Origin of the sequence: Gordonia sp. NPDC062954 (assembly GCF_044543825.1) — a bacterium.
In the GTDB taxonomy this organism is placed as follows: Bacteria; Actinomycetota; Actinomycetes; order Mycobacteriales; family Mycobacteriaceae; genus Gordonia; species Gordonia tangerina.
Window position 1 is genome coordinate 125046 of the sequence record NZ_JBITWL010000002.1, and the last position, 25081, is coordinate 150126.

Consider the following 25081-nt stretch of genomic DNA (forward strand, 5'->3'; position numbering starts at 1 on the left):
GAATCACCAATCACCGACGTCGGTCAGTTCGGCGGACGGCTGTGCGGGTTGGGTGCCGAAGAGGCCGCGTGCGACCGAGATGAAAGCCATCGCTGCCGGTGACGGCCGGCCCGAGCGCAACACCAGCCCGAATCCGCGGGTGAGCGGTGGTTCGATCCGAAACCGGAGTGCGCCGGGCATCTGCTGTCGCGCAACGATATCGGGGGCAACGGTGGCGCCGGTGCCGCGAGTGACCAGGTCCCAGGTCGCGGTGGGGTGGGCGCAGTCGACGACCACATTGCGGCCGTTCTCGGCGATCACGTCGGCGAGCACCTCGGCAGTGCCCGGATCGGCCATGTCGAGCACCAGCGGGATGTCGCGAACATCGGTTCGGGACAGCGGATCCGGCAGGTCGAAGGCACGCTCCGGCGGGACCGCGAGGACGAGTTCCTGTGTGCCGAGCGGGATGGCCGTGAACGAGGCGTGGTCGGCCGAGGCGTCCATCAGACCGATCTCCGCATCCCCTCGGCGGAGCGTCGCGAGAACTCCACTCGGGCCATCGGCGGCCACGATGCGCGCGGCGAGGTGGCCGAAGCGTTCGCGGAAGACGCGAACGATCTCCACCATCGGATCGATGCTGAACGCGCTGTGGGTGACCACGTCGACGCGACCCGAGCGAAGCTCACGGACGGCGGCGACCCGTGCCTTGGCGCGGTCCACGTCGTCGAGGATGCGGCGTGCCGCGACCTCGACTTTGCGACCCGCTTCGGTCAGTTCGAGTCGTCGTCCGGAGCGGTCGAACAGGGTGACTCCGAGTCGGCGCTCCAAGGTTCGGATCGCCTGTGACAACGACGGTTGCGAGATGTAGAGCGACTGGGCTGCCTTCGTGATCCCGCCATGATCGACCACCGCGACGAAGTAGGTGACGAGGTGCAGGTCCACGGACTCATCGTACGGAGGTCTCGGTGACCGGTGTGCGCTCGGTCACCGGCGAGCGTTCACTTCCCGGTCCACCGGGGAGCGCGCTTCTCGGCGAAGGCGAGCGCGCCCTCCTGGGCGTCCTGTGAGGCGAAGACCGGGTCGATGTGGCGGCGCTGCTCGGTGATCAGGTCCCCGTCGGTGTAGCGGATCGCCATCGACAGGACCTGTTTGGTGGCGCGGACGGCCATCGGCCCGTTCGCGGCGACCGTCGCCGCGAGCTGTCGTGCTCCGGCGAGGGCATCGCCCGGCTCGGTCAGCCGGTTCACCAGCCCGAACTCGTGTGCGCGTGCCGCGCTGAGAGGTTCGCCGGTCAATGCGATCTCCATGGCGAGCTGGTACGGCAGGATCTTGGGCAGCCGCAACAAGCCGCCGGCAGCGGCGACCAGACCGCGCTTGACCTCGGGCAGGCCGAACCGCGCGTCGCGAGCGGCCACGATCAGGTCGGCGGACAGCGCAAGTTCGCACCCTCCGGCCAGTGCCCAGCCCTCGACGGCGGCGATGAGTGGTTTGCTCGGTGGGGCCTCCACGAGTCCGCCGAAGCCGCGGCCCGATACAAATGGACGCTCACCGCGGGTGAAGCCCTTGAGGTCCATGCCGGCGCAGAAGGTCCCGCCCGCGCCGGTCAGGATGCCGACCGTCAGGTCGTCGCGGGCGTCGAGTTCCTCGACGGCCGCCGCGATACCCTCGGCGACGTCGAGGTTGACCGCGTTCTTGGCCTCGGGACGGTTGATGGTGATGACGGCGACGCCGTCGGCGAACTCGGTGGTCACCGAACTCATCGGACACTCCTGTCAGCGGTGGGGCCGGCGGCAGATTGAGTCCGATTCCAGCGGACGGGCGAGCCTTCGGTCGGAGTGAGGACGCCGCGTTGTTCCAGGACGACGAGGTGCGCATGGGTCTCGCGCATGGCCATCCGCGCCAGGTCCGTGCCGAGCTGTTCGAACGGCCGCGACCACGTGACCGATCGGGTGATCTCCCACGCGGTGCTCTCTGGATTGTCGACGACCGCCGTGGTGATCTCCCGGAGTCGCTCTTCGTGGTGGTCGAGGAGGTCGGTGACACGGTCGGCGAGTCCGCGGAACCGGTATTCGTGCGAGGGGAGCGCCTCGAGGTCGGGGAGTTTCTCGGTGTGCGCGAGCGAAACGAGATACTGGTCGAGCGGATTGTGGGCCTGGAACGCATTGGTCGAGATGTTCGGGCTGATCCGTGGCAGCAGGTGGTCGCCGGTGAAGATGACGCCGGCGTCGTCGTCGGCAAAGCACAGATGCCCAGCGGTGTGCCCGGGTGTCCACAATGCGCGGACGTTCCAGTCGGGCAGATCGAGTGGATCGTCATGGTCGAGCTCGACGTCGATCGTGCGGCCCTTGGGCAGGCGGGCGATGTGTCGGAAGCCGTTGTCGACGACATCGGGTGCGCCCAGCGCCTCGAGCTCGTGTCGGGCCGTCGCGATCTGGCGCTCGAGTTCGGCCTCGGTGACGTGGTGCAGGTGGCAGGCATCATTGTGATGCATCGCCAGGACGGGATCGACGTGTTCGAGCAGCCGTGGCACCAGACCGAAATGGTCGGGATGCAGATGGGTGATCGAGACGTGTCGGACCTCGGTGATGTCGTGGCCGGTCGCATGGATTCCGTCGACCAGCGCCTGCCAGGCGTCGTCGGATGGCCAACCGGTGTCGATCAGGGCGATGCCGTCGGGCAGCACCAGAGCGTAGATCAGGACGTACCGCAGAGGGTTGGGAGCCATCGGTACGGGGATGGACCAGAGTCCCGGGCGGACCTCCTCGACCGGCGGCAGGACTTTCTCTGCCCACGCCTCACGTTGACGATGTCCGGTGACCTCGATCGTGGTCATCTGCACCTCCAGATCGTCGCCCGCAGCTTCAGACAGTTGCGCGCATCAACTTCCATCCGACCACGTGCCCCGGATCGCGTTCAAAGTGGGTCCGGCTCACGCTCGATGAGGAACTGCCTATGCGCAATCACCTGCGTCAGGGAACGTACCGGTTGACGCGGTGGTCGTGGCCGGGCGATTGTTGCCCGGTGATCGACAACTCTGCGGGCCCGCCACTGGCCGGGATCACCGTCATCGCCCTGGAACAGGCGGTGGCCGCACCGCTGGCCACCCGCCACCTCGCCGATCTCGGAGCGCGGGTGATCAAGATCGAGCGGGTCGGCGAGGGCGACTTCGCCCGGGACTACGACGACGCCGTGCACGGTCTGGCGTCGCACTTCGTATGGCTGAACCGCGGCAAGGAGTCGATGGAGCTGGATCTGAAGACCGATGCCGGACGTGATGTGCTCCGACGGTTGATCGCGCGCGCCGACGTGTTCCTGCAGAATCTCGCGCCCGGGGCGGCGGCGCGGCTCGGATTCGGTGCGGAGGACTTACGTTGGAACAATCCCGGTCTGGTGGTGGTCGACATGTCCGGGTACGGCGACGCCGGACCGTACCGCGAGCGCAAGGCCTACGACATGCTCGTACAGGCCGAGACCGGGTTGATCTCGGTGACCGGTTCTGCCGACGAGGCCGCGAAGACCGGGGTCCCGACCTCCGACATCGCGGCCGGTATGTACGCGCTGACCTCGGTGCTCAGCGCCCTGCTCCGGCGTGCGACCACCGGCGCGGGCGCCGCGGTGGCGGTGTCGATGTTCGACGCGACGGTCGAATGGATGGGTCACCCGCTGTACATGCGGCTCTACGGTGACCGTCAGATCCCGCGTTCGGGGGTCGGTCATGCCGCGATCGTGCCGTATGATCGCTACCCGACACGTGACGGGGAGATCCTCATCGGCGTGCAGAACGACCGTGGTTGGCGGGTGCTGATCGACGACGTCTTGGGCCGCCCGGAGTTGGCCGACGATCCGCGTTATGCCACCAACATCGAGCGGGTCCGGCGGCGCGGCGAGGTCGACGACCTCGTTGCCGGCGAAACCAAGAGATTCACCACGGCCGAACTCGACGAGACCCTCGCCGCCGCCGGGATACCGGCCGCCGAGATCCGCGAGCTCGACGGCGTCCTCGCGCATCCGCAGCTCGCCGAACGCGACCGATGGCGCGAGGTCGGTACCGAGGCCGGCCCGATACGTGCGGTGCTGCCGCCGATGACCTTCGCCGACGTCGAGCTCCCGATGGGTGATGTGCCCGCGCTGGGCCAACACACCCAAGCCATCCTCGCCGAGCTCGAGGAGAACCACCGGTAACCCGACCGGACATCGCGGCCGGCACGGAGGCCGACGGAACGCAGTTTCGCGGCCTCCGTGGGTCGAGTTGCTTGGGTTACTTGCGAGGGGTGTCGGCGCCGAGGGCGCGGGCGGGGCCGGTGGTGTAGTGCTCGCCGTCGAAGGCGGCGGGCAGGCCGGCGGCGAGGAAGGTGCCGATGCCGGGTTGATCCAGTGCGCTGAACATCGGATTGGTGCTCAGGTCGCCGTCGGCGACCACCTCGTCGAAGGTGCGGTAGCGCTGTGACAGCACCGACGACTTCTCCAGCGCCGCTGCCACGTCCGCTGTCGACCGGGCGGCAAACCAGGGGGCGATCAGCCCGTTGAGCACGGTGCGGTGCGTGAACCGGTCGTCCTCGCGGCCGAAGTCGGCGCCGAGTGCCTTCTCCACGGCGGCCACCGCATCACCGACTCCGGTGAGCTCCAGCAGGTCGCGGAAGTGTCGAGGTGTCAGCGCGACGATCATGAATCGGCCACCGTCTGCGGTGGCGAAATCGGTTCCGTACGTGCCGTACACGTCGTTTCCGGTGCCGGAGCGGCCGTGGCCGTTGACCTGCGGCTCGGTCAGATATCCCAGCGCGCTCGCGATCGACAGCGCGGTGTCCTCGAGCGGCAGCGTGATCTGTGACCCGACGCCGGACTGTTCCCGACGCCGCACCGCGGACGAAATGGCCAGCGCCGCATACAGCCCGCAGGCCACATCCCAGGCCGGGAGCGCATGGTTGACCGGATCCGCATGGGAGGTAGGGCCTGTGATCTGCGGGAATCCGAGGCCCGCGTTGACCGTGTAGTCGACGCCCGGGGTGCCGTCGGTGCGGCCGAGGATCTCCACGGTGATGACATCGGGCCGCAGCGCCGAGAGGGTCTCGTGACTCATCCAGGATCGTCCGGCCTGATTGGTCAGCAGGATTCCGCCGCCGGGTCCCGAGTCGGCGACCATCCGCTGCACCATTCTCTGTCCGTCGTCGCTGCGCAGATCGGCGGTCACCGATCGTTTGCCCTTGTTGAGGCCGGTCCAGTAGATCGACTTGCCGTCTGCCGTCACCGGCCACCGATGGACGTCTGCCGCACCACCGATCGGGTCGACCCGGGTGACGTCGGCACCCAACTGCGACAACGTGAGTCCGGCCAGCGGGGAGGCGATGAAACTCGACACCTCGACGACGTGCAGACCGGCGAGGGGAGGGGCGGGGTTGGTCATGTGTGGGCTCCTCTGATCAGGCCATCAAGGCGCGAAAGCGCCAGTCGAGTACGGGACGTCGGGTTCCGTCGGGTTCCTCGGCCACCACCGTCGAGCGCAGTCCGAGGATGCCGCCGCCGGTGTCGAGTGTGGTGGCGGTCTCGACGTGTAGGTCGCTTGTGAGGGTGTCGCCCTCGTGCACCGGGCCGGTGTGATCGCACCCTTCCCAGTCCAGCACGGTCAGGAGGTTGGGTAGGGCTCGAGTGGCTTGGGCCAGCGCGAGGCCGATCGTGTGGCCGCCGTACACCAGTCGCCCCTGCTGCCCGACGCGGGCGTCATGGTGGGTGGCCGCGATGTTGAGGGTGAGTCGCGCGAGTTCGGGGGCGCTGGACACCACGTCCCCGCTTGAGGTGAAGACGGTGTCGCGCAGGTCTGGGGAGAAGTGCTGTCCGGGCAGAGAGTTTCGGTACTCGGACAGATCCCAGTCGGGCAGCACGGGTTCCGACGACGTGTCACCGATGTCGGCGAGGTCGTCGGCGGCGGGTGTGCGGTCGGGTTTCGGGCCGGCGCTCAGCGGCAACATCGCGCATCGGTGGAAGTCCAGCACGCGTCGACCTTGTTGATCGGTGGTGACGATGTGCAGTGCGGCCAGCCCGGTCGGTGCCCGCCCCGGCTTGGCCGAGTTCTCCCGCAGTCCGACGACCTCGGTCGTGGTGGCGAGTGTGTCGCCGACGTGCGGGTACCGGAGAAATCGGAGTCCGCGATAGAACAGGTTGGCCTTGACGTGATGGGTGGCGAGAGTGGACTGGCCGATGGCCAGGTCGCAGACCAGCCCGGGGTGGGCGACCGGTGCTGCCACGCCCGTCACGCGCCGGGCCAACTCCGTGTCGAGCGACAACCGCATTCGATCGCCCAGGATGGCCTGATGTGCGGCGGCCATTCCGTCGGTGATGGTGACCGAGGGCGCGTCGTCGAACCGTCGGCCGACGGCGAGGTCGTCGAAGTACGGCCCGCCCACGGCGACGACCCGGGTCATGCCGGACCCGCCTTGGCCAGCACACGCCGCGCCGAGACGGCCAGTGCCTCGTCGAGCATCCGGCCGTCGAGTTTCGCGGCTCCGTCGCCACGGGCGGCTGCCTCCTCGAGTGCCGCGAGTACGCGCCGTGCATCCTCGACGGACTCCGGATCGGGAGTGAAAATAGTTGTTGCCGAATCGATTTGGGAGGGATGGATGACCCATGTGCCGTCGAAGCCGAGGTCCCGGACCCAGGTCTTGGCGTTTCGGAATGCGTCGTCGTCGGCGATGGTCAGATGCGGCCCGTCGACCACGGACACGCCTGCCGCCCTGGCCGCGACGAGGACGCTCTCCTGGATCGGATGCCACACCGATGGGGGTGCCGACGGCCAGCGACCCAGTGCCGCACCGAGGTCGGCGTAGCCGATGATGATCGCGGCCAGTCGGTCGGTGGCCGCGCACAGGTGCGCGACATCGCGGATGCCGGTGGGGGTCTCGACGAGGATCTGGAGCGCGGCGGGGGAGTCGCCGAGTAGTCGGTCTGCCTCCGTGAGGTGCTCGGGCGACTCGGCTTTCGGTACCACGGCGGCACTCAGGCCCCCGCCCATCGCCGCGCACGCCGCGAGGTCGTCGGTGAACCACTCGGTGTCGAAGGCGTTGACCCGGATGGACACCGGTCGCTGCGCTCCGAATTCGGCGACCAGGGCGGCGGCGGCCGTTCGGGCTGATTCCTTGTTCTCCGGGGTGACGGCGTCCTCGAGGTCCAGTACGACCTCATCGGCGGTTGACGCGAGCGCCTTGCGGGCCTTTCGGTCGTCGGAGGCGGGTGCGACGAGCACTGCTCGTCGTCGAACGGTCTGCATCGGCGAGCCTCGATCCGTTGGTCTCGATCGGCCGGGGTGCCATTGCGATGGCAAAATGTGCGGCCAAATATGGTCCTCTGACTCTTACCAGACGTGCCCATATCTTGGGAAGTGCGCCTCGAGTCTTGACAGGGACATGTCCGACGGTGAATATGGCCGTACAAATTGGTTTTCTAACACGTGGGATTGGCGAGGTAGGTTATGGGTGGCTTGAACGCCGAGGAGTCGTTCCTGGTCGATACGGTGCGCGCGTTCATCGACCGCGACGTCAAGCCGACCGTGCAGGACGTGGAGCACGCGAACGAGTATCCGGAGCGCTGGATCGAGCAGATGAAGCAGATCGGCATCTACGGTCTGGCGGTGCCTGAGGAGTACGGCGGTTCGCCGGTGTCGATGCCGTGTTATGCGCAGGTCACTCAGGAATTGGCGCGCGGCTGGATGAGTCTGGCCGGGGCGATGGGCGGGCACACCGTGGTGGCCAAGTTGCTGACGCTGTTCGGTACCGAGGAACAGAAGCAGAACTACCTGCCCCGTCTGGCCACCGGCGAGATGCGGGCGACGATGGCGTTGACCGAACCGGGCGGGGGCTCGGATCTGCAAAACATGTCGACCGTGGCCAAGACCGACGGTGACGATCTGGTGATCTCGGGGTCAAAGACATGGATCTCCAACGCCCGCCGTTCTGGCCTGATCGCGTTGCTGTGCAAGACCGATCCGGCCGCCGAGCCCCGCCACCGCGGGATCTCGATCGTGTTGTGCGAGCATGGCCCCGGGCTGACGGTCTCGCGTGACCTACCGAAACTCGGATACAAGGGTGTGGAGACCTGCGAGCTGTCCTTCGACGGCTACCGTGTGCCCGCATCGGCAATCCTCGGCACGACGCCGGGCAAGGGCTTCGGGCAGATGATGAAGGGGTTGGAAACCGGACGCATCCAGGTTGCGTGTCGCGCGCTGGGTGTGGCGACCGCGGCGCTCGAGGACTCATTGACCTATGCGCAGCAGCGGGAGTCGTTCGGCCAGCCGATCTGGAAACACCAGTCCATCGGCAACTACCTGGCCGACATGGCGACCAAACTCACCGCTGCGCGACAACTGACCTGGCACGCGGCCGAACAGTACGACAAGGGTGAACGCTGCGACATGGAGGCGGGGATGGCCAAGCTCTACGCGTCCGAGATGGCCATGGAGATCGCCCTCAACGCGGTTCGGATTCACGGTGGCTACGGCTATTCCACCGAGTTCGACGTCGAACGGTACTTCCGGGACGCACCGCTGATGATCGTCGGTGAGGGCACCAACGAGATCCAGCGCAACGTGATCGCCGCCCAACTCGTTTCCCGGGGCGGCATCTGAGGACCGATAGGATCAGCTCGATGAGCTCACGTGGTCTCGCCGAACCGGCTTACCGGGCGCTCGCCGCGACGTTGCGCGCGCAGATCGCCGAGGGACGCTATCGCGGCGGGGTGCGTCTGCCCACCGAGTCCGAACTCTCCGACGAATTCGGGTTGAGCCGGCAGACCGTCCGGCGCGCGTTCCAGGACCTGGTGGCCGAGGGGTCGGTGTATCGGGTGCCCGGCCGGGGCACCTTCGCCACCGAGGGGGCCGGGCGTTATCTTCGCCAACTCGGTTCCATCGAGGATCTGATGAACCTGTCGGCCGACACCACGATGGAAGTGGTGTCGGCGCCGCGTCGTCAGGTGGATCTGGACGCGGCCGGGCGGCTGCGTCTCGACACCGATCTGGTCCACCGGTTGACGTTTCGGCGATTTCACGACGGTGTGCCATTCGTGTCGACCACCGTGTGGTGGCCGGAATCGGTGGGACGGTTGGTGGCCGATCGCGACGAACTCGCCCACGGTGCCACCAGTACTCACACCATGATCGGGCTGTTGGAGCCGCATTTGCCGCATCCGATCACCGAGGCGGCGCAGTCGATCACGGTGGCGTCGGCCGATGCTGCGGTGGCCGAACAGGTGCAGTGCGCCGAGGGGCATGCGATGTTGCGGGTCGATCGGCTCTACACCGACGCGGCCGGCAACGCGGTAGAACTCGCGATCAGCCATTTCCTCCCCGAGCACTACACATATCGGGTCACCCTCCGCCGCGGGGCCCGGTGACGCGCGACTCGAACCTCCCGTGCCACGGTCGGCCGGTGCCGTGAGCATTCCAGGCGAATCTGCCCGCAGAACCGCCATGCGACCTCATTAGGATGAGGCCTCATGAGCAGGACGCCATCGGACCGGGGCCGTGACACGCTGACGCGCGTCGCCGCCGGTGTCGTGGTGCCGGTGGTCGCGGTGGCCGCCCACGGGCTCGGTGCCGGCGCGCTCCCCTCGACCGGAGGCATGCTGCTCACCGCTGCCATCGGTGTCCTCACCACGCTGGCCATGGGCGATCTGCGACGTCGATCGACGCTGATGGCGACGCTGTCGGCGGTCATCGCGCTCACCGCGGCGCAGTTGGCTGCGCACGTGGCGATGTCGGTCGGGCATCCGGCGATGCACATCGACCAGCACGCCCTGCTCCCGATGACGGTGACGCACGCAATCGCCATCCCGGTCAGTGCGCTGCTCATCGTCGTGGCGGCCGGCCTACTCGCCGCGCTGACCTCGACAATTCGCGCGATCACCGTCATATCGGTCATCGCATCCCACACTGTTGCGGCGATCAGTCGCGAGATGTTCCGGTCGGGTGGCGCGCTGGTCATCGGTGGCTGCGGCGTACGAGCCCCGCCCGGTAGGTCCTGATTCCTCGACATCGATGCCTGGCAGCGTTTCGGCTCGCCGGGCATACCCCTTCGCTGGCATCGGCCGGCGCGAGCACCGGGGCGCTGAGGTGCCCGCACAGACAGGACTTCTCACCATGAACAACCGCATGATCCGATGCCTCGCGGCACCCGCCGCAGCCTTGTCCATCGCCGCCGCCGGCACGCTGGCCGGTGCCGGCGCGGCCGCAGCCCACGTGTCGGCCACCGCGCCCACCCTCACCCAGGGCGGCTACGGCGTGGTGACACTCGTGGTTCCCAACGAATCCGAGACCGCCGCCACCACCACACTCACCGTTACCCTGCCGAACCTGAAGTCCGCCCGACCCGAGGTGATGTCGGGCTGGCGGTCCACGGTGACCAAGGACCCGTCCACCGAGGAGGTCACCTCGATCACCTGGTCCGCGCTGCCGGGCACCCCCGGGGTCCCCGTCGGAGAGTTCGCGCAGTTCCGTATCTCGGGCGGACCGTTCCCGGAGGAGGACAGCATCGCCCTGCCCGCAACCCAGACCTACGGCGACGGCGAGGAGGTCTCGTGGTCGGAGCCGATGGGCGCCGATGGTGCGGAACCCGACCACCCCGCGCCGGTGCTGACGTTGCCGGTCGCCGATGGCGACGGTGGCCACCACGGCACGGGTTCGGCGTCCGACGAGACCACTGCCGAGGCCGCCGACTCGTCCACCGATGACACCGCACGGTGGCTCGGCGGCATCGGACTGATCGTCGGTGCGCTCGGTGCGGTCTTCGGCGTGGCCGCCTTGACCCGCGCCGGCCGCGCTGCCAAGTCGTCCGGCACCGGTGAGAGCGGCTCCGATGATGCGTAGCAGTCGGATGATCACCACTGCCGTCGCAGTCGTGGCGGGGGTGTTGTGCTCCGCCCTGTTCGGCGTCGTCACCGCGCCCGAGGCGCACGCCCATTCGCAGGTGGTCTCATCGGACCCCGACGACGGAGCCCGGGTGGAGTCGAGTCCGGCGCGGGCCACCGTAACCTTCAACGAGCCGCTCCAGGAAGCCTTTGCGGTGCTGACCGTGGTGGGCCCGGACGGCAATTACTGGCAGGACGGCGACGCCGTCGTCGACGGCCCACGGCTCAGTGTCGGCTTGCGTGAACTGGGGCCAACCGGTACCTACACGCTCAACTATCGGGTGACCTCGGCCGACGGACATCCCGTCGACGGACAGCGCAGCTTCGAGCTGACCGTCGCCGGGTCCGGGACGCCTGGACCGGTCGCCGACACCGCGGCCGACTCCGGCGACGACGGTCCACCGCTGTGGCCGTTCATCGTCGTGGCAGTGCTGGTGCTCGTCGGTGGACTCGGCGTGGTCGTCGTACTGTCGCGGCGGTCGGGCCGGTCGGTATGACGGTGCGATGAACACGACGGCGGGACGCCGCGGGCCTGTGCATCAGCGGCAGCGGGCGGCGGCCATCGCCGCGGCGTCGGCCGCGATGTTCGTCGGTCTCGGCGGATGCTGGCTGCTTGCGGCTCCCGCCGGCCCGGCCGCGACGTCATTGCCCAACACGGTCGCGCTGGCGGCCGCGGTGCTCCTCGTGGGTCTCGGTTCGCTCCCGGTTCTCGGGCTCGTGCCGTCGCCGGTGGCGGTGGGTGTGGCCGGTGCGGCCTGGTTCGTCGGGGTCGCGGTGGCGGCCTGGCTGCGAACCGCCGATCAGTCGGGTCGGGCACCGACCGCCGTGGGGCTAGGTCAGTTCGTCGACACGCTGCGGGCCGGGGCCCCCGAGATGGTCACTCTGGTCGCCTCGTGTCTGGTGGTCGGGCTGGTGTGTGTGGAGCTCACCGGCCGCGCGGCACCACCTGCAGCTTCCTATGCGCTGCTGGCCGGCGTCGGAGTGCTCGCGACGTCGATCACCGGCCACCCTGGCCAACACGCGATCGGGCCGATCCTGGTCGGTGCGCATGCGCTTGCCGCCGCCTGGTGGTGCGGCACCCTGGCCGCGATGGTGCTCGTCGTCCGCGGGCGCCGGGGCTGGGCCTCGGCGTTGCCGGAGTTCTCTTCCCGCGCACTGTGGGCGGTCGCGGGGATCGCGACGACGGGGCTGATCAGCGCTGCGCTGCAGATCGGCCTCGGCGACCTGCTCGACACCGGTTATGGTCGCGTCCTGCTGGCCAAGGCGGTAGGCCTGGTGATCCTCATCGGGCTGGGCGTGTACGCGCGGCGCCGTTGGGTTCCCGGCGTCGACCGGCATCAGCTCAGCGAGGCCACCTCGTTGCGTTTGGCGACAGTGGAACTCGCGGTGATGGGTGTGGTGCTCGGGCTGGCCGTGGGCCTCGCGGGCACCGCACCCTGAGCGGGTTGCCGTATCTGTCGATGCGCTCGGTGTTCGACGGTTCAGCGCGGCTGGTCCCACACGGTCAGCAGTTCGGTGATGATCTCCACGGAGAGGCCGAGAGCGCCGAGGTGGCTCTCGCCGTGCATGGTGAACAACTTGGCATCGGGGAGCATGGCCACCATGTGTTCGCCGTGTGCGTGGGGGATGATGTGGTCGCGGTCGCCGTGCCACCAACGCACCGGCACGGTCACCTCGGACACGCGGAAGCCCCAGTCCCGGGAGAACACCACGATGTCGGCAAACGGCGCCTCCATCCGACGGGAGCCGCCGTGCAATAGGTCGTCGAGGAACATCGCGCGGAATTCCGGCCGCGACAACAACTCTCGATCCCCTTCCGGGGACAATCGGCCATAGATCGCGATCGCCGGGTCGGCGATCGGACGGGCGACGCCGAGTACCGAGCTGACCACCTTGCCGATCGGCGCGCCGGCAACACCGAGCACCGGCGCCGCCGCGCGCCCGAGTCGCATGGCGCCGCCGGGCGCGGAATCGGGACCGACGGTGGGGGCAACCCCACCGAGGACACCTGCGGCGACGACCCGGTCGGGGAAGGTGTGCGCGACACCGAGGGCATACGGGCCACCGCCGGACAGACCGATGACCGCGAACTCCTCGATACCGAGTGCGTCGGCGACGATCTCGAGGTCCAACGCGAACTCGGCCACGTTGCGGTACCGGTACGGCGTCGACGAACCGACCCCGGGCCGGTCGAGGCCGACGATGCGCAGTCCGTGCTGCGCGGCGAACGCCCTCGCCTCGGTCGGGATCTGTCGTCGTGCGCCCGGAGTGCCGTGTAGCCAGAACAGTGCGCGTCCGGTGGCCGAACCGAACTCGGCGAACCCGATACGACGCTGTCCGTCGTCTCCGACGGTCACTGACCCCTCGATCTTGGGGCGGTCGATGTCCATCATGTCCTCGAGCATCCCACGTTCGCGTGTGTTGTGGATCACGCGGCCTGCTCTTCGCTGCCGATTCGAGAGCCGCCGAGGTTCCGCCTGAACCGATTGTTCACCCGAAACCGCGCCCGCCGCGGCCCGGATCGCGAAGACTGGAAGCGTCCGGGGGATCCGTTGAGACGACAGGTGGTGTGAGATGTCAGATCAGAAGTTCACAGCGGCGGTGGTCACCGCGTTCGGCGATCCGCTCGAAGTCACCGAACTCGACCTCCCCGAACCGGGCCCCGGCCAGGCGCTGGTGAAACTGGAGACCTCAGGGGTCTGCCACACCGACCTGCACGCCGCACACGGCGACTGGCCGGTCAAGCCGTCACCACCGTTCGTGCCCGGGCACGAGGGTTACGGGACGGTGGTTGCCCTCGGCCCCGGCGTCACCGAATTGATGGTGGGCGACAAGGTCGGCAACGCGTGGCTGTGGTCGGCATGCGGGAGCTGCGAGTATTGCCGGACAGGCTGGGAGACGCTGTGCGAGAAGCAGAGCAACGGTGGTTACTCGGTGAACGGGTCCTTCGGGACGCACATGCTCGTCGACGAGCGATTCGCCGCGCGGATCCCGGATGGGGTCGACCCGGTGGAGGTCGCCCCGATCCTGTGCGCCGGGGTCACCGTCTACAAGGGGCTCAAGGTGTCCGACACCAAACCCGGGCAGTGGGTGGTGATCTCCGGAATCGGCGGACTCGGTCACGTTGCCGTGCAGTACGCGAAGGCGATGGGCATGCGGGTGGCGGCCGTGGACATCGCCGACGACAAGCTGGACCTCGCCCGTCACCTCGGCGCCGAGGTGACCGTGAACGCCGCGAAGACCACTGATGTGGCGGTCGCGGTGCAAGAACAGACCGGTGGCGCCCACGGCGTGCTCGTCACCGCAGTCCATCCGCAGGCATTCGGTCAGGCCATCGGCATGGCCCGGCGCGGCGGAACCATCGTGTTCGTCGGCCTGCCGCCGGGCGATTTCCCCGCGCCGATCTTCGACGTGGTGCTCAAAGGACTCACCATCCGGGGCTCGATCGTGGGTACCCGGCAGGACATGACCGAGGCGCTCGACTTCTACGCACGCGGGCTGATCAAGCCGACCGTCGCGACGATGCGACTCGACGAGATCAACGAGGTCTTCGGGCGGATGGAGAAGGGTGCGATCGAGGGTCGGATGGTCATCGACTATCGGTGAGCGTCCGCTGAGGTGAGCACAGCAGATTCTCAACCGAAAGCGCGTAGCGTCGAGTCCATGAGTTCTCAGTTCGTCCGCGGCGTGGGTCGGGCATTCGGTCATGTGCTGCGGCCGTATCCGGCGCGCGACGTCCCGCCCGGGACGATGGTCGAGCTCCCGGACCGGGGCCCGGTGTTCGTCACCGACTCCGGACCGCGCGATGCACCCGCGGTGTTTCTGCTGCACTCGGTGCTGACCACCGGGCTGCTCTGCTGGTATCCGGTCATCCCGGAGCTGAACAAGCGATACCGGGTGATCACGATGGATCAGCGCTGGCACGGCCGCGGCATCCGATCCGACCGGTTCGATCTGCGCGACTGCGCCGACGACGTCGCGGCCCTCGCCGACGAACTCGGCATCGAGAGGTTCACCGCCGCCGGTTTCTCCATGGGTGGCGGTATCGCCCAACTGGTCTGGCGACGCCATCGCCGGCGGGTCTCGGGACTGGTGTTGTGCTCGACGGGCCCGTACTTCAGCACCAACGACCCGGACCTGCGCGCCCAATCGCATCGCACCGGACGACTGATGACCGGTGTGTACCGGGCACTCCCGAAGCCACGGCTCAACCGGCTCGACGATCCCGTCGGTCACACCTCGGTGTGGGCGCTGCGGCAGTTCTTCTCCACCCCGCTGTCGCACCTGGGCCACTTCGGGGAGGGCTTGGGTGGCTTCGACTCCCGCGGCTGGCTGGCCGAGATCGATGTCCCGACGTCGGTGGTCGTCTCGGTGCGTGACCGTGTCGTGGAGCCTGCGCGCCAGCAACTGCTGATAGACGGCATCCCGGCGGCTCGCCGTTTCGAGGTCGACGGCGGGCACGCGTGCTGTGTGTTGGGCGCGCAGTTCTTCATCCCGCCGTTCGTCGACGCGGTCGATGCGGTGCAGGACGCCGGTGCGCCGGTACCCCCGACGCCGGAGGATGCCTCGCTCAGTCCACGATGACCACGTGCAGGGTCCGCGGGCCGTGGACGCCTTCCACCCGGTCCAGCTCGATGTCGCTGGTCGCGCTGGGGCCGCTGACCCAGGTCTGCGGCCGGCTCTGCGCACCGATCCCGATGAGGTGAGCGACCGCTTCCGGGACGTCGCTGACCACCTGGCCGGCATCCACGATGCACACGTGCACATCCGGCACAAGCGACAAGGCCCGCCGGCCCTGTCCGGAGCTGTGGTCGAGCACGATGGTGCCGGTGTTGGCGATTCCGACCGCGGCGGTCGTCACCACGGCTCCGGCGCGGTCCAGTTCGCGGGGCGACAGCTGATCGTCGTCGAGCCAGTCGAGCGTGGGGAGGTCGAGGCGGCGGCGCACCGTGTCGTCGGCCAAGATCGGGCCACCCACCCCCGACAGGGCCGCGCTGACGGCGGCCGCCAACTCGTGCTCTGCGACGCGTTCGACGGCAGCGCGATAGTCGGCGACGCGCTCGGCGAAACGGTCGACCACCGGAAGGTCGCCGGTGTCGACGATCTCACCGTAGGACCAGTCCACCCGCGTCTCGGCGGGATCGGGATCGGTGACGTCGGCGAGCGCGGCTCTGACCCGGCTGAGGATTTCCTCGCGGGCGTTCACTGGGCGGCCCCGGGCTCATCGGCCTTCTCGGACCGTTCGCGCTTCCACCACTGTCGGAAGGATTCGGCCGGCGGGACCGGGATGTCGCGGGCCGAACTCCATCCCGCGAGCGGACCGGGCAGCGCGCCGATGCTCGCGCGGCGGCCCAGCAGGCGGTTGCCCACCGTCGCCGCCCGCTGTGCGGCCTCGAGTCGGCGATGACTCCCGAACATCCACGCCATTGCCTTCATCGCACCCGTCTCGGGGGTAGGCATGCCGCCCCGGTGTTCGTCGACGACGCGGGTGCGCAGATGTACCAACAGTTCTGGGATGGGGATGGCGACCGGGCACACATCCGAGCATGCGCCGCAGAGGCTCGACGCGAAGGGCAACGAGGCGTCGACGGCCGAACCGGTGCCGCGCAGTTGCGGGGTGAGGATCGCGCCGATCGGGCCGGGATACACCGAACCGTAGGCGTGCCCACCGGTTCGCTCGTACACCGGGCAGACGTTGAGGCACGCCGAGCAGCGAATGCACCGCAACGCATCGCGACCCACTTCGTCGGCGAGAACGGTGCTGCGATTGTTGTCGAGCAACACGATGTGCACGTTGCGGGGCCCGTCGCCGGGGGTGACCCCTGTCCACACCGACGTGTACGGGTTCTCCCGCTCGCCGGTGCTCGAGCGGGGCAACACCTGTAGAAAGACCTCGAGATCTGCCCAGGTCGGTAGCAGCTTTTCGATACCCACCACGGAGATCACCGTCTCGGGCAAGGTCAGGCACATCCGGCCGTTGCCCTCGGACTCCACCACGACGAGGCTACCGGTGTCGGCTATCGCGAAGTTGGCGCCGCTGATCCCGACCTTCGCCCGAAGGAACTTCTCCCGTAGGTGAAGCCGAGCGGCCTCGGCCAGCCGGCGTGGCTCATCGGTGAGGTCGTCGGGAGCGGGCCGTCCCACCTGACCCATGCGATGCCGGAATATCTCCCGGACCTCACTTCGATTACGGTGGATCGCGGGCACGAGGATGTGACTGGGCCAGTCGTCGCCGAGTTGCACGATCAGCTCCGCGAGATCGGTTTCCCAGGCGTCGATTCCGGCATCGGCGAGTGCTTCGTTGAGCTCGATCTCCTGGGTGGCCATCGATTTCACCTTCACCACCTCGTCGGCTTCGGCCGCGCGCACGAGGTCGATGACGATGCGGTTGGCCTCCTCGGCGTCACGAGCCCAGTGCACCACCGCGCCGGCGGCAGTGGCGTTCTCCTCGAACCGCATCAGATGTTGATCGAGATGTCGCAGGGTCCGGTCCTTGATGGCTGCTGCGGCGGCGCGCAATTGCTCCCAGTTGTCCAGCTCGGCGACGACCTCGGCACGTTTGGTTCGGATGATCCCCGTCGCGTGGGCGAGGTTGCGCCGCTGGGTGGCGTCTGCCAACGCCGAACGCGCCGCGTCCGGGAACGTCGGCATGCCGACGAACTGGGTGGTCACCCCGACATGGGGATGACCGCCGGTCGTCGACCGGGCGCTCACACCGGCTCCCGCTCGGTGGCGGCCAGGATCTCGGCCAGATGCATCGTGCGGATGCCCGACCGTTCTCGGTTCAGTAGTCCGCCGATGTGTGCCAGGCAGGAGTTGTCACCGGCGACGACCACCTCGGCGCCGGAGCGTTTCACATTGCTGCACTTGTCCGATCCCATCGAGACCGAGACGTCGGCGTTCTTCATCGCGAACGTGCCCCCGAAGCCGCAGCAGTGCTCGGCCTCGGGCAATTCGACGAGGTCGATGCCGCGAACCTCCCGCAGCAGTCGCAACGGCTTGTCCCCGACGCGCAGCATCCGCAGGGAGTGGCACGTCGGGTGATAGGTGACCCGATGCGGGAAATAGGCTCCGACGTCTACTGTTCCGAGCACGTCGATGAGGAACTCGCTGAGCTCATACACCTTTGGTGCGATGGTGTCGACGGCCGAGCGCAGTGTGTGATCGTCGGCCCGGTCGGCGATCAGGCGGTGCTGGTGGCGCACCGAGCCGACGCAGGAACCCGAGGGGGCCACCACGGCGTCGTACGCGGCGAACACATCGACGAAGCGGCGGACACCGGGGATCGCCTCGTCGGCATAGCCGGTGTTGGTGAACATCTGCCCACAACAGGTTTGCTCGAGAGGGAACTCCACATCGACACCGAGGCGTTCGAGCAGCAGCACCGTGGCCTTCGGGGTGCCCGGCCACATCGTGTCGTTGAAGCAGGTGGCGAACAGGGCGACCCTCATTCTGCGATCATCCCTCACCCGGTGGACGAGCGCAGCCCGATGGCCGAATGTGCGCCGGACCCCACACGTCCGGTCTACGTGCATTTGGCTGTTTGTGGCGAAAAATGTAGGGCAGTCGTTTACCATGCGAGAGCACCGAATCGGTCATCCTCAGCACGGCGTCAGTCGCGAGCAGTCCCCGACGCGCCGGAATACAAGGCGGTTTCACCTTGCGTACCAACGGCTCTCATGTTTCCGTCAGATCGCAGACCAGTCAATCAGGTGAGGGTGGTTCGAGGAAGCGATATCGCTTGGCTGCTCCGCTGATCGCCGCGTTGGCCGTGGTGTTCGCCGGCAGCATCACGGTCCCGGCCTTTGGTGCGCCCGGCGACTCGGTGGGCGGGGCGGTGCGCCCGTCGACCGGCAACGGCGCCGGGTGGGCGGTCACCGCTGCGGTGTCGGGGTCGCCATCGCAGGCCGCGCGGGTGGTGGGTCGCGCGACCACGTCGCCCAACGGATCCTTTGTCGTGCCGGTGTCCGCGAGTCCGGGACCAGGTGCCGTGCTGTATCTGACTGCGAAGGCGCCGGGGCAGGGCAACCGGCCGACTTTCGCCACCGTGCTGCCGGCCGGCCATTCTGGACGGGTGGTGCTCAACGAGCGCACCACGGTGGCGACCGGTGTGGCGATGGCGCAGTTCCTCGGCACGCCGGGCATCACCGGTCGCGCGCCGGGCGTGGTCAATGCCGCGTCGATGGTGCCGAACCTGGTCGATGTCGCGACTGGCCGGCTGGGCCGGGTGATCACCAGTTCACCCAACGGCGGACAGACCTCGACACTTGCCACCTTCACCTCGATGACCAACATGCTCGCCGCCTGCGTCGCGGCGACATCGGGTTGTGATGCCCTGCGCGCGGGAGCGACCACCCCGGGCTGGCCGGTGCCGCCGGACAGCTTGCGGGCGTTCGCCTCGATCACCCGCAACCCGGGCAACAAGCCACTGGAGCTGTTCACCCTGGCCAAAACCCGACCGGTGTTCGGGCCGGGTGTCGCCCTGCCGCCCACGTCCTGGACGTTGGCGCTGCGCTTCGACGGTGGCGGCGGCCTGATCGACGGTCCCGGCAACTTCGCCATCGATCCGGAGGGCAACCTGTGGGTCAACAACAACTACGTCTACAACTCGGACCGGCGGGTTCCCGTGTGTGCCAGCGACATGCTGTTCAAGTTCGGACCTGACGGCGCGATGGTCGACGGATCACCGTACCGGGGCGGTGGTCTTTCGGGGTCAGGTTTCGGTGTCACGCTCGGCCCGTCGGGCAACGTGTGGGCCAGCAACTACGGATTCGCCGCACCCGGGTGCCCCGATCAGCCACCGCACAACTCGGTGTCCGAGTTCACTCCACAGGGGCAGCCGATCTCGCCGTCCACCGGGTACACGCAGGGACGCCTGGACTGGCCGCAGGGCATGACCTTCGACCGGCGCGGCAGTCTCTGGATGGCCAACTGTGGGTCGGGCACGGTCACGGTGTACCCCGATGGTGACCGGTCCCGCGCACGCACCATCGACGCCGGACTGAAGCAGGCATTCGGTGTGGTCGACAACGGCGAGCATGTCTTCGTCAGCGGTATGGAGAGCAACAATGTCGCGGTGTTGAATTACACGGGTAAGCCCGTGCGGCCCCCGTTGACCGGGATGTTCCAGAAGCCGATGGGGGTGGCGGCCGACAAGGCCGGGAACGTGTGGGTGGCCAACTCGGGGGCGGTGACCCTGCCGTGTCCCGAGCGTCCCAGCACACCGTCCACGATCGGCTCGGTCAGCTTGATCAGCCCGGACGGACAGCCGGTGGCCGGACCGTTCTACGGTGGCGGCGCGACTCTGCCGTGGGGAATCGCGACCGATGGTGACGGCAATGTGTGGGTCGCCAACTTCGGTGGCAAACGGCTGTCACATTTCTGCGGCGTCAACACCCGGACCTGCCCGCCCGGAAAGAGGACCGGAGCGCCGATCTCGCCGGAGATCACCGGCTATGCCTTCGACGGACTTGTCCGCAATACCGGTGTGGCGGTGGATCAGTCGGGCAATGTGTGGGTCGCCAACAACTGGGACGAGGTGCCCATCCAGAGCAACCCGGGTGGCCACCACATCGTCGCCTTCGTGGGAATGGCGGCGCCGGTTCAGCACTAGTTTCCGCAGGGCACGGGATGATCGCTGTCACCGGGTGACCACTGGCCGGATCGGGAACGTAGCCGACGTCGGCCGACAACGATGGTGCCCCCACCAGGGCTCGAACCTGGGACCTGCGGATTAAAAGTCCGTAGCTCTACCAACTGAGCTATAGGGGCGTGCCCTGCGGGCAGGGCGACGACGAGTTTACAGGCATCATCGACGGCACCGTCGTCGGGTCGGTACGTCGTCGGTGCCGCTCATCGCCGCCGACCGTCGACGATGCCGGCTTCCGGGAGGACTGTGCGCATCGCCGCACTCAACTCGGTGGCGGTGGACACCACAACCAGCGTGTCGATCGGGCTATATGTGGCGTCGAGCCAGGTCACGTCGCAGCTGATCGCCAGTGCTTGCTCGGGGTCGATCGCGATGCCCCCGATCTCGGTCAGGGCGGCGAAGATCGTCTGCTCGGCTGCGTGGCCGGATTCGTGCACCACGATCGCCTCCGGGCCGATGTCCACCCGTATCCCCGACCTGTCGACGTAAGTGGTCCCGGCGACTCGGCGACCTCCGTCCACCGGAGGCGCATCGTCGGCGTCGAGGTCGGCCGTGGCGATCGGGAGCAGGTGTCGTGCGACGAAACTTCGGATCGATGCGTCGTCGAACGGTGCCGTCCGACCGTTCGTCGACGGGTCGACCGGGCGCACGAAGAGTTGTTCCCCCATCTCTCTTGCCTATCATGAATGCCGGATCGTTTTCAGCGAAGGGTGGCCACTCGGGGGACGCGAAGACGTGGCTTCCACACGACCGGTGTGATGGCGTGGAAACAGCGTCCGACCTCCCGATTTGTGAATTGTCGAGAGAGTGTCCTAAGCTGAGTCGGCTCCCAACGGAGACCTCCTCACGGAGAACCGGCCCCCTTCGTCTAGCGGCCTAGGACGCCGCCCTTTCAAGGCGGTAGCGCGGGTTCGAATCCCGTAGGGGGTACGCTTGCTCGGACCCTTCGCGGGGGTCGGAGAGAGTGCAACACAACAGAACATGGCCCTGTGGCGCAGTTGGTTAGCGCGCCGCCCTGTCACGGCGGAGGTCGCGGGTTCGAGTCCCGTCAGGGTCGCAAGTCTCTTGCGATAGGCATTCGGTTCGGGTGCCGTCCGGCCAGGTAGCTCAGTTGGTACGAGCGTCCGCCTGAAAAGCGGAAGGTCGCCGGTTCGATCCCGGCCCTGGCCACGTCACAACCCCCGGAAATCACTCCGGGGGTTTTGTGTTGTCAGGGGTTCGCGTTCGCGGCAACCGCTCCGGAGGGCTCACCCAACAACTCGGCTCGCCGCGCGTCCGCGATCGCGCGGATGGCGTCGACCACCACGGCGACTTCCGGGCGCCGGGCCGATTCGGTCCGCGTCACCAGCCAGTAGGTCAGTTCGGCTCCGACAGTGGGCAGCACGCGGACCAGATCGTCGTGCCGGTCGGCCATGAAGCACGGCAGCAGTCCGATGCCGGCGTGCGCGCGGGTGGCTTCGACGTGCACGAACACGTTCGTCGACGTCACAGATTCGGGCATCTGGGGGACCAGGGTCCGGGCCAGATCCAGATCGTCCACCTGCAGCATTGCGTCGACGAAGTAGATCAGCGGGTGAGCAGTGAGATCCCCGGGGCTGGTGGGCGTCTGGTGTTCGGTGAGATAGCCGCGCGAGGCGTAGAGACCGAGGCGGTAGTCGGCGAGACGTATCGCCTCGGCGCGGTGCACATGCGGCTCGCCGACGACGACTTCGATGTCGAGGCCGGTGCGGTGCTGCGACGCGAGTCGGGTGGCGGTGACGATCTCCACGCTCACTGCCGGATGGTGCCGCCGCACCGACACCGCGGCGGGTGCGGCGAGGTAGGCGGAGAACCCGTCGGTGGCCGACATCCGGACCACGCCACTCAGGCTCGGCGATCCATCGATGTCGGCCTCGAGTGCCCGCAGGGCAGTTTCGATGCGCTCAGCGGCGGCGAACGCCTGCCGACCGAGATCGGTCAATTCCCAGCCTCCCGCGCCGCGGGCGAGTGCTCGGCCGCCCATCGTGCGTTCGAGGGATTCGATCCGACGCGCGACGGTGGTGTGGTTCAGGCCGAGCGTGTCCGCGGCCGAGGTGTAGCGCCCGCTGCGACCCACGGCGAGAAGAACCAGCAGGTCGTCCGGACTCGGCAAGTCAGCAGGCATATCTGCATTTTTGCAGATGCCCATCGCCGATCTGGGCATTGCATGCGCATCCATGTTCATTCAATACTCGAGCGACACGTGACCCGAATCACATGAAATTCCCGCGAAGGAGTGAGCATGTCCAGTGCAGAACCTGCGATGTCGTCGCGCGACGAACGGTCGGGCCTGCGTCGTATCGTCGCCGCGTCCATGGCCGGCACGATCGTCGAGTGGTACGAGTTCTTTCTCTACGGCACCGCAGCCACCCTCGTCTTCAGCAAGGTCTTCTTTCCCGACACCGGCAACGAGCTTGACGGCATCATCGCCGCATTCGTCACCTACGCCGTCGGTTTCGTGGCCCGGCCGCTCGGCGGCGTCGTGTTCGGTCACTTCGGCGACAAGTACGGGCGCAAGCAGTTGCTGCAGTTGAGTCTCGTGCTGGTGGGAGCGGCCACCTTCCTGATGGGATGTCTGCCGACATTCGGCCAGATCGGCTACTGGGCGCCCGCGCTGCTCGTCGCCCTGCGGTTCATCCAGGGTTTCGCCGTCGGGGGTGAGTGGGGTGGGGCCGTGTTGTTGGTGGCCGAGCACAGCCCCAACCGATCCCGCGCGTTCTGGGCATCGTGGCCTCAGGCAGGCGTGCCCGTCGGCAACCTTGTCGCGACAGTGGTGCTGCTGGTGCTCACCACCACCTTGCCCGACAGCGCATTCCTGAGCTGGGGATGGCGTATCGCCTTCTGGCTCTCGGCGGTCATCGTGCTGGTCGGCTACTACGTGCGCACCAAGGTGACCGACGCGCCGATCTTCGTCGCCGCACAACGCGAGGCCGAGGAGATCAAGACATCGTCGTTCAGTGCGATCGAGGTGCTCAAGCGATACCCCCGTGGCGTGTTCACCGCGATGGGCCTGCGCTTCGCGGAGAACATCATGTACTACCTCGTCGTGACCTTCTCGATCACCTACCTGAAGGTCGTCGTCGACGCCGACACCGCCGACATCCTGTGGTGGATGCTCGCGGCCCACGCCGTTCACCTCGCCGTGATCCCGATGGTCGGACGACTGGCCGATCGTCTCGGCCGCCGGCCGGTCTACCTGTTCGGGGCGGTGACGACCGCCGCCTGGGGATTCTTCGCTTTCCCGCTCATGCACACGGGCCATTACGGCGTCATCATGCTGGCGATCATCAGCGGCCTGGTCTTCCATGCCTTCATGTACGCGCCGCAGCCCGCGATGATGGCCGAGATGTTCCCCACTCGAATGCGGTACTCCGGCGTTTCGCTTGGCTACCAGGTCACCTCGATCGTCGCCGGATCGCTCGCGCCGATCATCGCCGCGTCGCTGCTGAGTCGGTTCGACTCGTCGGTGCCGATCGCGATCTACCTGGCCGCGGCCTGTGTCGTCACCATCATCGCGGTGATCGCGGCGCGCGAGACCAGAGGACTGTCCCTGCAGTCGATCGACGACGCCGATGCGGCGCAGTTCCTCCACGTCGCGCCACGCCGGGAAGGGGTGTCGGTATGAGCACGGCGGAGCTTGCCGGGCGACGCGCGTTGATCACCGGTGCGGCGAGCGGCATCGGGCAGGCCTGTGCCCGCGCCCTCGCCGAGCGTGGCGCACACGTCGTCGTCGCCGACATCGACGAGGTCGGTGCCAAGCAGGTCGCGGCCGATCTCGACGGTGAGGCGTGGCACGTCGACCTCTGCGACACCGAACAGTTCGATGGTCTCCGGTTGGATGTCGACATCCTCATCAACAACGCGGGTATCCAATCGGTCGCGCCGATCGAGGAGATGGCGCCGGACACCTTTCGCCGGATGCAGCGGGTGATGGTCGAGGCCCCGTTCCTGCTGATCCGTGCCGCGCTGCCGCGGATGTATGGGCGCGGATTCGGCCGGATCGTCAACGTCTCGTCGATCCACGGACTGCGGGCGTCGGCCTACAAGTCGTCCTATGTCACCGCCAAGCACGCGCTGGAAGGGTTGTCGAAAACCGTTGCACTGGAGGGCGCTTCACGTGGGGTCACCAGCAACTGCGTGAATCCCGGCTATGTGGAGACCGCGCTGGTGGCCCGGCAGATCAGCGACCAGGCGCGTGTGCACGGGATGGACGCAGGTGAGGTTGTCGAGAAGGTGATGCTCACCGAGAGCGCCGTCAAGCGTCTCGTGCGGCCCAGTGAGGTCGCCGAGTTGGTTGCGTGGCTGGCATCCGACACTGCCGCCATGGTGACTGGCTCGTCGTATCCGATGGACGGCGGGTGGAGTGCCCGCTGAACGGGCGGGGGCCTGGAATGTCGAGTTGCGTTCCGTTACCGTTTCGAGACTTGTCATATCGGTGCGGTATCACTGATGTCCCGTGCGTGCGTGCGTGTCCGATCCCGCCGGTAGTTTTTGGTTACCGGCGGATCTGGCGTAGAGCACGTCCGTGACGGCGGATCAGTGCCCCTG

General features: G+C 67.7%; 24 protein-coding genes and 4 tRNA genes. 15 read left to right on the top strand and 13 right to left on the bottom strand.

All coding sequences use genetic code 11. From position 1 onward, the window contains the following. Positions 1-3: 3 nt before the first annotated feature. The 3 genes from ACIGKQ_RS03160 to ACIGKQ_RS03170 are packed head-to-tail and all read right to left on the bottom strand — an operon-like array spanning position 4 to position 2812. Positions 4-921: a LysR family transcriptional regulator gene (locus tag ACIGKQ_RS03160; RefSeq protein ID WP_266062707.1), complete on the bottom strand. Its 918-nt coding sequence runs from the start codon at positions 919-921 to the stop codon at positions 4-6. Between the two features lie 56 nt (positions 922-977). Beyond that, positions 978-1739: a crotonase/enoyl-CoA hydratase family protein gene (locus ACIGKQ_RS03165; protein WP_396572280.1), complete on the bottom strand. Its 762-nt coding sequence runs from the start codon at positions 1737-1739 to the stop codon at positions 978-980. Further along, positions 1736-2812, bottom strand: coding sequence for an MBL fold metallo-hydrolase (locus tag ACIGKQ_RS03170; RefSeq protein ID WP_396572281.1), 1077 nt, complete (start codon positions 2810-2812; stop codon positions 1736-1738). The genes ACIGKQ_RS03165 and ACIGKQ_RS03170 overlap by 4 nt, the downstream gene beginning before the upstream one ends. A gap of 191 nt (positions 2813-3003) precedes the next feature. Here ACIGKQ_RS03170 and ACIGKQ_RS03175 point away from each other — a divergent pair, with 191 nt between their 5' ends. Next, positions 3004-4161, top strand: a complete 1158-nt coding sequence (locus tag ACIGKQ_RS03175; RefSeq protein WP_396572442.1) for a CaiB/BaiF CoA transferase family protein — start codon at positions 3004-3006, stop codon at positions 4159-4161. Positions 4162-4237: 76 nt separating this feature from the next. Here ACIGKQ_RS03175 and ACIGKQ_RS03180 read toward each other — a convergent pair whose 3' ends face one another. Genes ACIGKQ_RS03180 through ACIGKQ_RS03190 form a run of 3 tightly spaced genes read right to left on the bottom strand, consistent with a single transcriptional unit; the run spans position 4238 to position 7237 of the window. Further along, on the bottom strand, positions 4238-5380 hold the full coding sequence (locus tag ACIGKQ_RS03180; RefSeq protein ID WP_396572283.1) for a CoA transferase: 1143 nt from the start codon (positions 5378-5380) through the stop codon (positions 4238-4240). 16 nt (positions 5381-5396) lie between these two features. Continuing rightward, complete coding sequence (locus tag ACIGKQ_RS03185; protein WP_235725753.1) at positions 5397-6395, bottom strand: MaoC family dehydratase; 999 nt, start codon at positions 6393-6395, stop codon at positions 5397-5399. Further along, positions 6392-7237 (bottom strand): CoA ester lyase, encoded by an 846-nt coding sequence (locus tag ACIGKQ_RS03190; RefSeq protein WP_328713222.1) that lies wholly within the window; start codon positions 7235-7237, stop codon positions 6392-6394. The genes ACIGKQ_RS03185 and ACIGKQ_RS03190 overlap by 4 nt, the downstream gene beginning before the upstream one ends. Positions 7238-7438: 201 nt before the next feature. Here ACIGKQ_RS03190 and ACIGKQ_RS03195 point away from each other — a divergent pair, with 201 nt between their 5' ends. The 6 genes from ACIGKQ_RS03195 to ACIGKQ_RS03220 all read left to right on the top strand — a co-directional run bounded on the left by ACIGKQ_RS03195 (position 7439) and on the right by ACIGKQ_RS03220 (position 12306). Next, positions 7439-8590 carry an acyl-CoA dehydrogenase family protein gene (locus ACIGKQ_RS03195; RefSeq protein WP_396572286.1) on the top strand — a complete coding sequence of 384 codons (1152 nt, stop codon included), beginning with the start codon at positions 7439-7441 and terminating at the stop codon, positions 8588-8590. Between the two features lie 20 nt (positions 8591-8610). Then, entirely contained in the window at positions 8611-9354 is a 744-nt protein-coding gene (locus tag ACIGKQ_RS03200; RefSeq protein ID WP_235725758.1) for a GntR family transcriptional regulator, read from the top strand. A 102-nt stretch (positions 9355-9456) separates the two neighbouring features. Then, positions 9457-9984: a YtxH domain-containing protein gene (locus ACIGKQ_RS03205; RefSeq protein WP_235725759.1), complete on the top strand. Its 528-nt coding sequence runs from the start codon at positions 9457-9459 to the stop codon at positions 9982-9984. A gap of 115 nt (positions 9985-10099) precedes the next feature. Beyond that, positions 10100-10825, top strand: a complete 726-nt coding sequence (locus tag ACIGKQ_RS03210) for a DUF1775 domain-containing protein (protein ID WP_235725760.1) — start codon at positions 10100-10102, stop codon at positions 10823-10825. Between the two features lie 7 nt (positions 10826-10832). Continuing rightward, a complete protein-coding gene (locus ACIGKQ_RS03215; RefSeq protein WP_396572288.1) occupies positions 10833-11363 on the top strand; it encodes a copper resistance protein CopC in 531 nt (176 codons plus the stop codon). 7 nt (positions 11364-11370) lie between these two features. Further along, a complete protein-coding gene (locus ACIGKQ_RS03220; protein WP_235725763.1) occupies positions 11371-12306 on the top strand; it encodes a copper resistance D family protein in 936 nt (311 codons plus the stop codon). Positions 12307-12347: 41 nt separating this feature from the next. Here the strand turns inward: ACIGKQ_RS03220 and ACIGKQ_RS03225 are convergent, their stop codons facing one another. Beyond that, positions 12348-13259: an alpha/beta fold hydrolase gene (locus ACIGKQ_RS03225; protein ID WP_235725802.1), complete on the bottom strand. Its 912-nt coding sequence runs from the start codon at positions 13257-13259 to the stop codon at positions 12348-12350. Between the two features lie 181 nt (positions 13260-13440). Here ACIGKQ_RS03225 and adhP point away from each other — a divergent pair, with 181 nt between their 5' ends. Both adhP and ACIGKQ_RS03235 read left to right on the top strand, forming a co-directional pair. Then, positions 13441-14472 carry an alcohol dehydrogenase AdhP gene (adhP, locus tag ACIGKQ_RS03230; protein ID WP_235725766.1) on the top strand — a complete coding sequence of 344 codons (1032 nt, stop codon included), beginning with the start codon at positions 13441-13443 and terminating at the stop codon, positions 14470-14472. 57 nt (positions 14473-14529) lie between these two features. Next, positions 14530-15450 (top strand): alpha/beta fold hydrolase, encoded by a 921-nt coding sequence (locus tag ACIGKQ_RS03235; protein WP_396572291.1) that lies wholly within the window; start codon positions 14530-14532, stop codon positions 15448-15450. Here the strand turns inward: ACIGKQ_RS03235 and ACIGKQ_RS03240 are convergent. Genes ACIGKQ_RS03240 through ACIGKQ_RS03250 form a run of 3 tightly spaced genes read right to left on the bottom strand, consistent with a single transcriptional unit; the run spans position 15437 to position 18317 of the window. Next, positions 15437-16072, bottom strand: coding sequence for a lactate utilization protein C (locus ACIGKQ_RS03240; protein ID WP_396572293.1), 636 nt, complete (start codon positions 16070-16072; stop codon positions 15437-15439). The genes ACIGKQ_RS03235 and ACIGKQ_RS03240 overlap by 14 nt on opposite strands. Then, positions 16069-17517, bottom strand: a complete 1449-nt coding sequence (locus ACIGKQ_RS03245) for a LutB/LldF family L-lactate oxidation iron-sulfur protein (protein ID WP_235725803.1) — start codon at positions 17515-17517, stop codon at positions 16069-16071. The genes ACIGKQ_RS03240 and ACIGKQ_RS03245 overlap by 4 nt, the downstream gene beginning before the upstream one ends. Before the next feature lie 59 nt (positions 17518-17576). Continuing rightward, complete coding sequence (locus tag ACIGKQ_RS03250) at positions 17577-18317, bottom strand: (Fe-S)-binding protein (RefSeq protein WP_235725770.1); 741 nt, start codon at positions 18315-18317, stop codon at positions 17577-17579. Positions 18318-18607: 290 nt separating this feature from the next. Here ACIGKQ_RS03250 and ACIGKQ_RS03255 point away from each other — a divergent pair, with 290 nt between their 5' ends. Then, positions 18608-20479 carry an NHL repeat-containing protein gene (locus tag ACIGKQ_RS03255; RefSeq protein WP_396572295.1) on the top strand — a complete coding sequence of 624 codons (1872 nt, stop codon included), beginning with the start codon at positions 18608-18610 and terminating at the stop codon, positions 20477-20479. An 82-nt stretch (positions 20480-20561) separates the two neighbouring features. Here the strand turns inward: ACIGKQ_RS03255 and ACIGKQ_RS03260 are convergent. Both ACIGKQ_RS03260 and ACIGKQ_RS03265 read right to left on the bottom strand, forming a co-directional pair. Continuing rightward, positions 20562-20637: transfer RNA gene (locus ACIGKQ_RS03260), tRNA-Lys, on the bottom strand. Positions 20638-20718: 81 nt separating this feature from the next. Next, positions 20719-21183, bottom strand: coding sequence for a hypothetical protein (locus ACIGKQ_RS03265; protein WP_235725787.1), 465 nt, complete (start codon positions 21181-21183; stop codon positions 20719-20721). Positions 21184-21372: 189 nt separating this feature from the next. Here ACIGKQ_RS03265 and ACIGKQ_RS03270 point away from each other — a divergent pair. From ACIGKQ_RS03270 to ACIGKQ_RS03280, 3 genes are all read left to right on the top strand, one after another. Continuing rightward, a tRNA-Glu gene (locus ACIGKQ_RS03270) sits at positions 21373-21445 on the top strand. Between the two features lie 53 nt (positions 21446-21498). Next, positions 21499-21572 (top strand) — tRNA-Asp (locus tag ACIGKQ_RS03275). 39 nt (positions 21573-21611) lie between these two features. Beyond that, positions 21612-21685, top strand: a tRNA-Phe gene (locus ACIGKQ_RS03280). Between the two features lie 40 nt (positions 21686-21725). Here the strand turns inward: ACIGKQ_RS03280 and ACIGKQ_RS03285 are convergent. Beyond that, positions 21726-22658: a LysR family transcriptional regulator gene (locus ACIGKQ_RS03285; RefSeq protein ID WP_235725788.1), complete on the bottom strand. Its 933-nt coding sequence runs from the start codon at positions 22656-22658 to the stop codon at positions 21726-21728. 117 nt (positions 22659-22775) lie between these two features. On the opposite strand from ACIGKQ_RS03285, the gene ACIGKQ_RS03290 reads away from it, so the two are divergent. Next, complete coding sequence (locus ACIGKQ_RS03290) at positions 22776-24158, top strand: MFS transporter (protein WP_287016286.1); 1383 nt, start codon at positions 22776-22778, stop codon at positions 24156-24158. After that, the gene (locus ACIGKQ_RS03295; protein WP_235725790.1) at positions 24155-24907 is read left to right on the top strand and encodes a 3-hydroxybutyrate dehydrogenase; all 753 of its coding nucleotides are present in this window, start codon (positions 24155-24157) and stop codon (positions 24905-24907) included. The genes ACIGKQ_RS03290 and ACIGKQ_RS03295 overlap by 4 nt, the downstream gene beginning before the upstream one ends. Positions 24908-25081 lie beyond the last annotated feature (174 nt).

Bases quoted from the DNA above. Each gene is read 5' to 3' on its own strand.
- ACIGKQ_RS03245 (WP_235725803.1), bottom strand. From the start codon at position 17,517: ATGCCGACGTTCCCGGACGCGGCGCGTTCGGCGTTGGCAGACGCCACC.
- ACIGKQ_RS03205 (WP_235725759.1), top strand. From the start codon at position 9,457: ATGAGCAGGACGCCATCGGACCGGGGCCGTGACACGCTGACGCGCGTC.
- ACIGKQ_RS03210 (WP_235725760.1), top strand. From the start codon at position 10,100: ATGAACAACCGCATGATCCGATGCCTCGCGGCACCCGCCGCAGCCTTG.
- ACIGKQ_RS03220 (WP_235725763.1), top strand. From the start codon at position 11,371: ATGAACACGACGGCGGGACGCCGCGGGCCTGTGCATCAGCGGCAGCGG.
- ACIGKQ_RS03190 (WP_328713222.1), bottom strand. From the start codon at position 7,237: ATGCAGACCGTTCGACGACGAGCAGTGCTCGTCGCACCCGCCTCCGAC.
- ACIGKQ_RS03165 (WP_396572280.1), bottom strand. From the start codon at position 1,739: ATGAGTTCGGTGACCACCGAGTTCGCCGACGGCGTCGCCGTCATCACC.
- ACIGKQ_RS03295 (WP_235725790.1), top strand. From the start codon at position 24,155: ATGAGCACGGCGGAGCTTGCCGGGCGACGCGCGTTGATCACCGGTGCG.
- ACIGKQ_RS03180 (WP_396572283.1), bottom strand. From the start codon at position 5,380: ATGACCAACCCCGCCCCTCCCCTCGCCGGTCTGCACGTCGTCGAGGTG.
- ACIGKQ_RS03195 (WP_396572286.1), top strand. From the start codon at position 7,439: ATGGGTGGCTTGAACGCCGAGGAGTCGTTCCTGGTCGATACGGTGCGC.
- ACIGKQ_RS03170 (WP_396572281.1), bottom strand. From the start codon at position 2,812: ATGACCACGATCGAGGTCACCGGACATCGTCAACGTGAGGCGTGGGCA.
- ACIGKQ_RS03290 (WP_287016286.1), top strand. From the start codon at position 22,776: ATGTCCAGTGCAGAACCTGCGATGTCGTCGCGCGACGAACGGTCGGGC.
- ACIGKQ_RS03250 (WP_235725770.1), bottom strand. From the start codon at position 18,317: ATGAGGGTCGCCCTGTTCGCCACCTGCTTCAACGACACGATGTGGCCG.
- ACIGKQ_RS03265 (WP_235725787.1), bottom strand. From the start codon at position 21,183: ATGGGGGAACAACTCTTCGTGCGCCCGGTCGACCCGTCGACGAACGGT.
- ACIGKQ_RS03200 (WP_235725758.1), top strand. From the start codon at position 8,611: ATGAGCTCACGTGGTCTCGCCGAACCGGCTTACCGGGCGCTCGCCGCG.
- ACIGKQ_RS03185 (WP_235725753.1), bottom strand. From the start codon at position 6,395: ATGACCCGGGTCGTCGCCGTGGGCGGGCCGTACTTCGACGACCTCGCC.
- adhP (WP_235725766.1), top strand. From the start codon at position 13,441: ATGTCAGATCAGAAGTTCACAGCGGCGGTGGTCACCGCGTTCGGCGAT.
- ACIGKQ_RS03285 (WP_235725788.1), bottom strand. From the start codon at position 22,658: ATGCCTGCTGACTTGCCGAGTCCGGACGACCTGCTGGTTCTTCTCGCC.
- ACIGKQ_RS03215 (WP_396572288.1), top strand. From the start codon at position 10,833: ATGATCACCACTGCCGTCGCAGTCGTGGCGGGGGTGTTGTGCTCCGCC.
- ACIGKQ_RS03225 (WP_235725802.1), bottom strand. From the start codon at position 13,259: ATGATGGACATCGACCGCCCCAAGATCGAGGGGTCAGTGACCGTCGGA.
- ACIGKQ_RS03235 (WP_396572291.1), top strand. From the start codon at position 14,530: ATGAGTTCTCAGTTCGTCCGCGGCGTGGGTCGGGCATTCGGTCATGTG.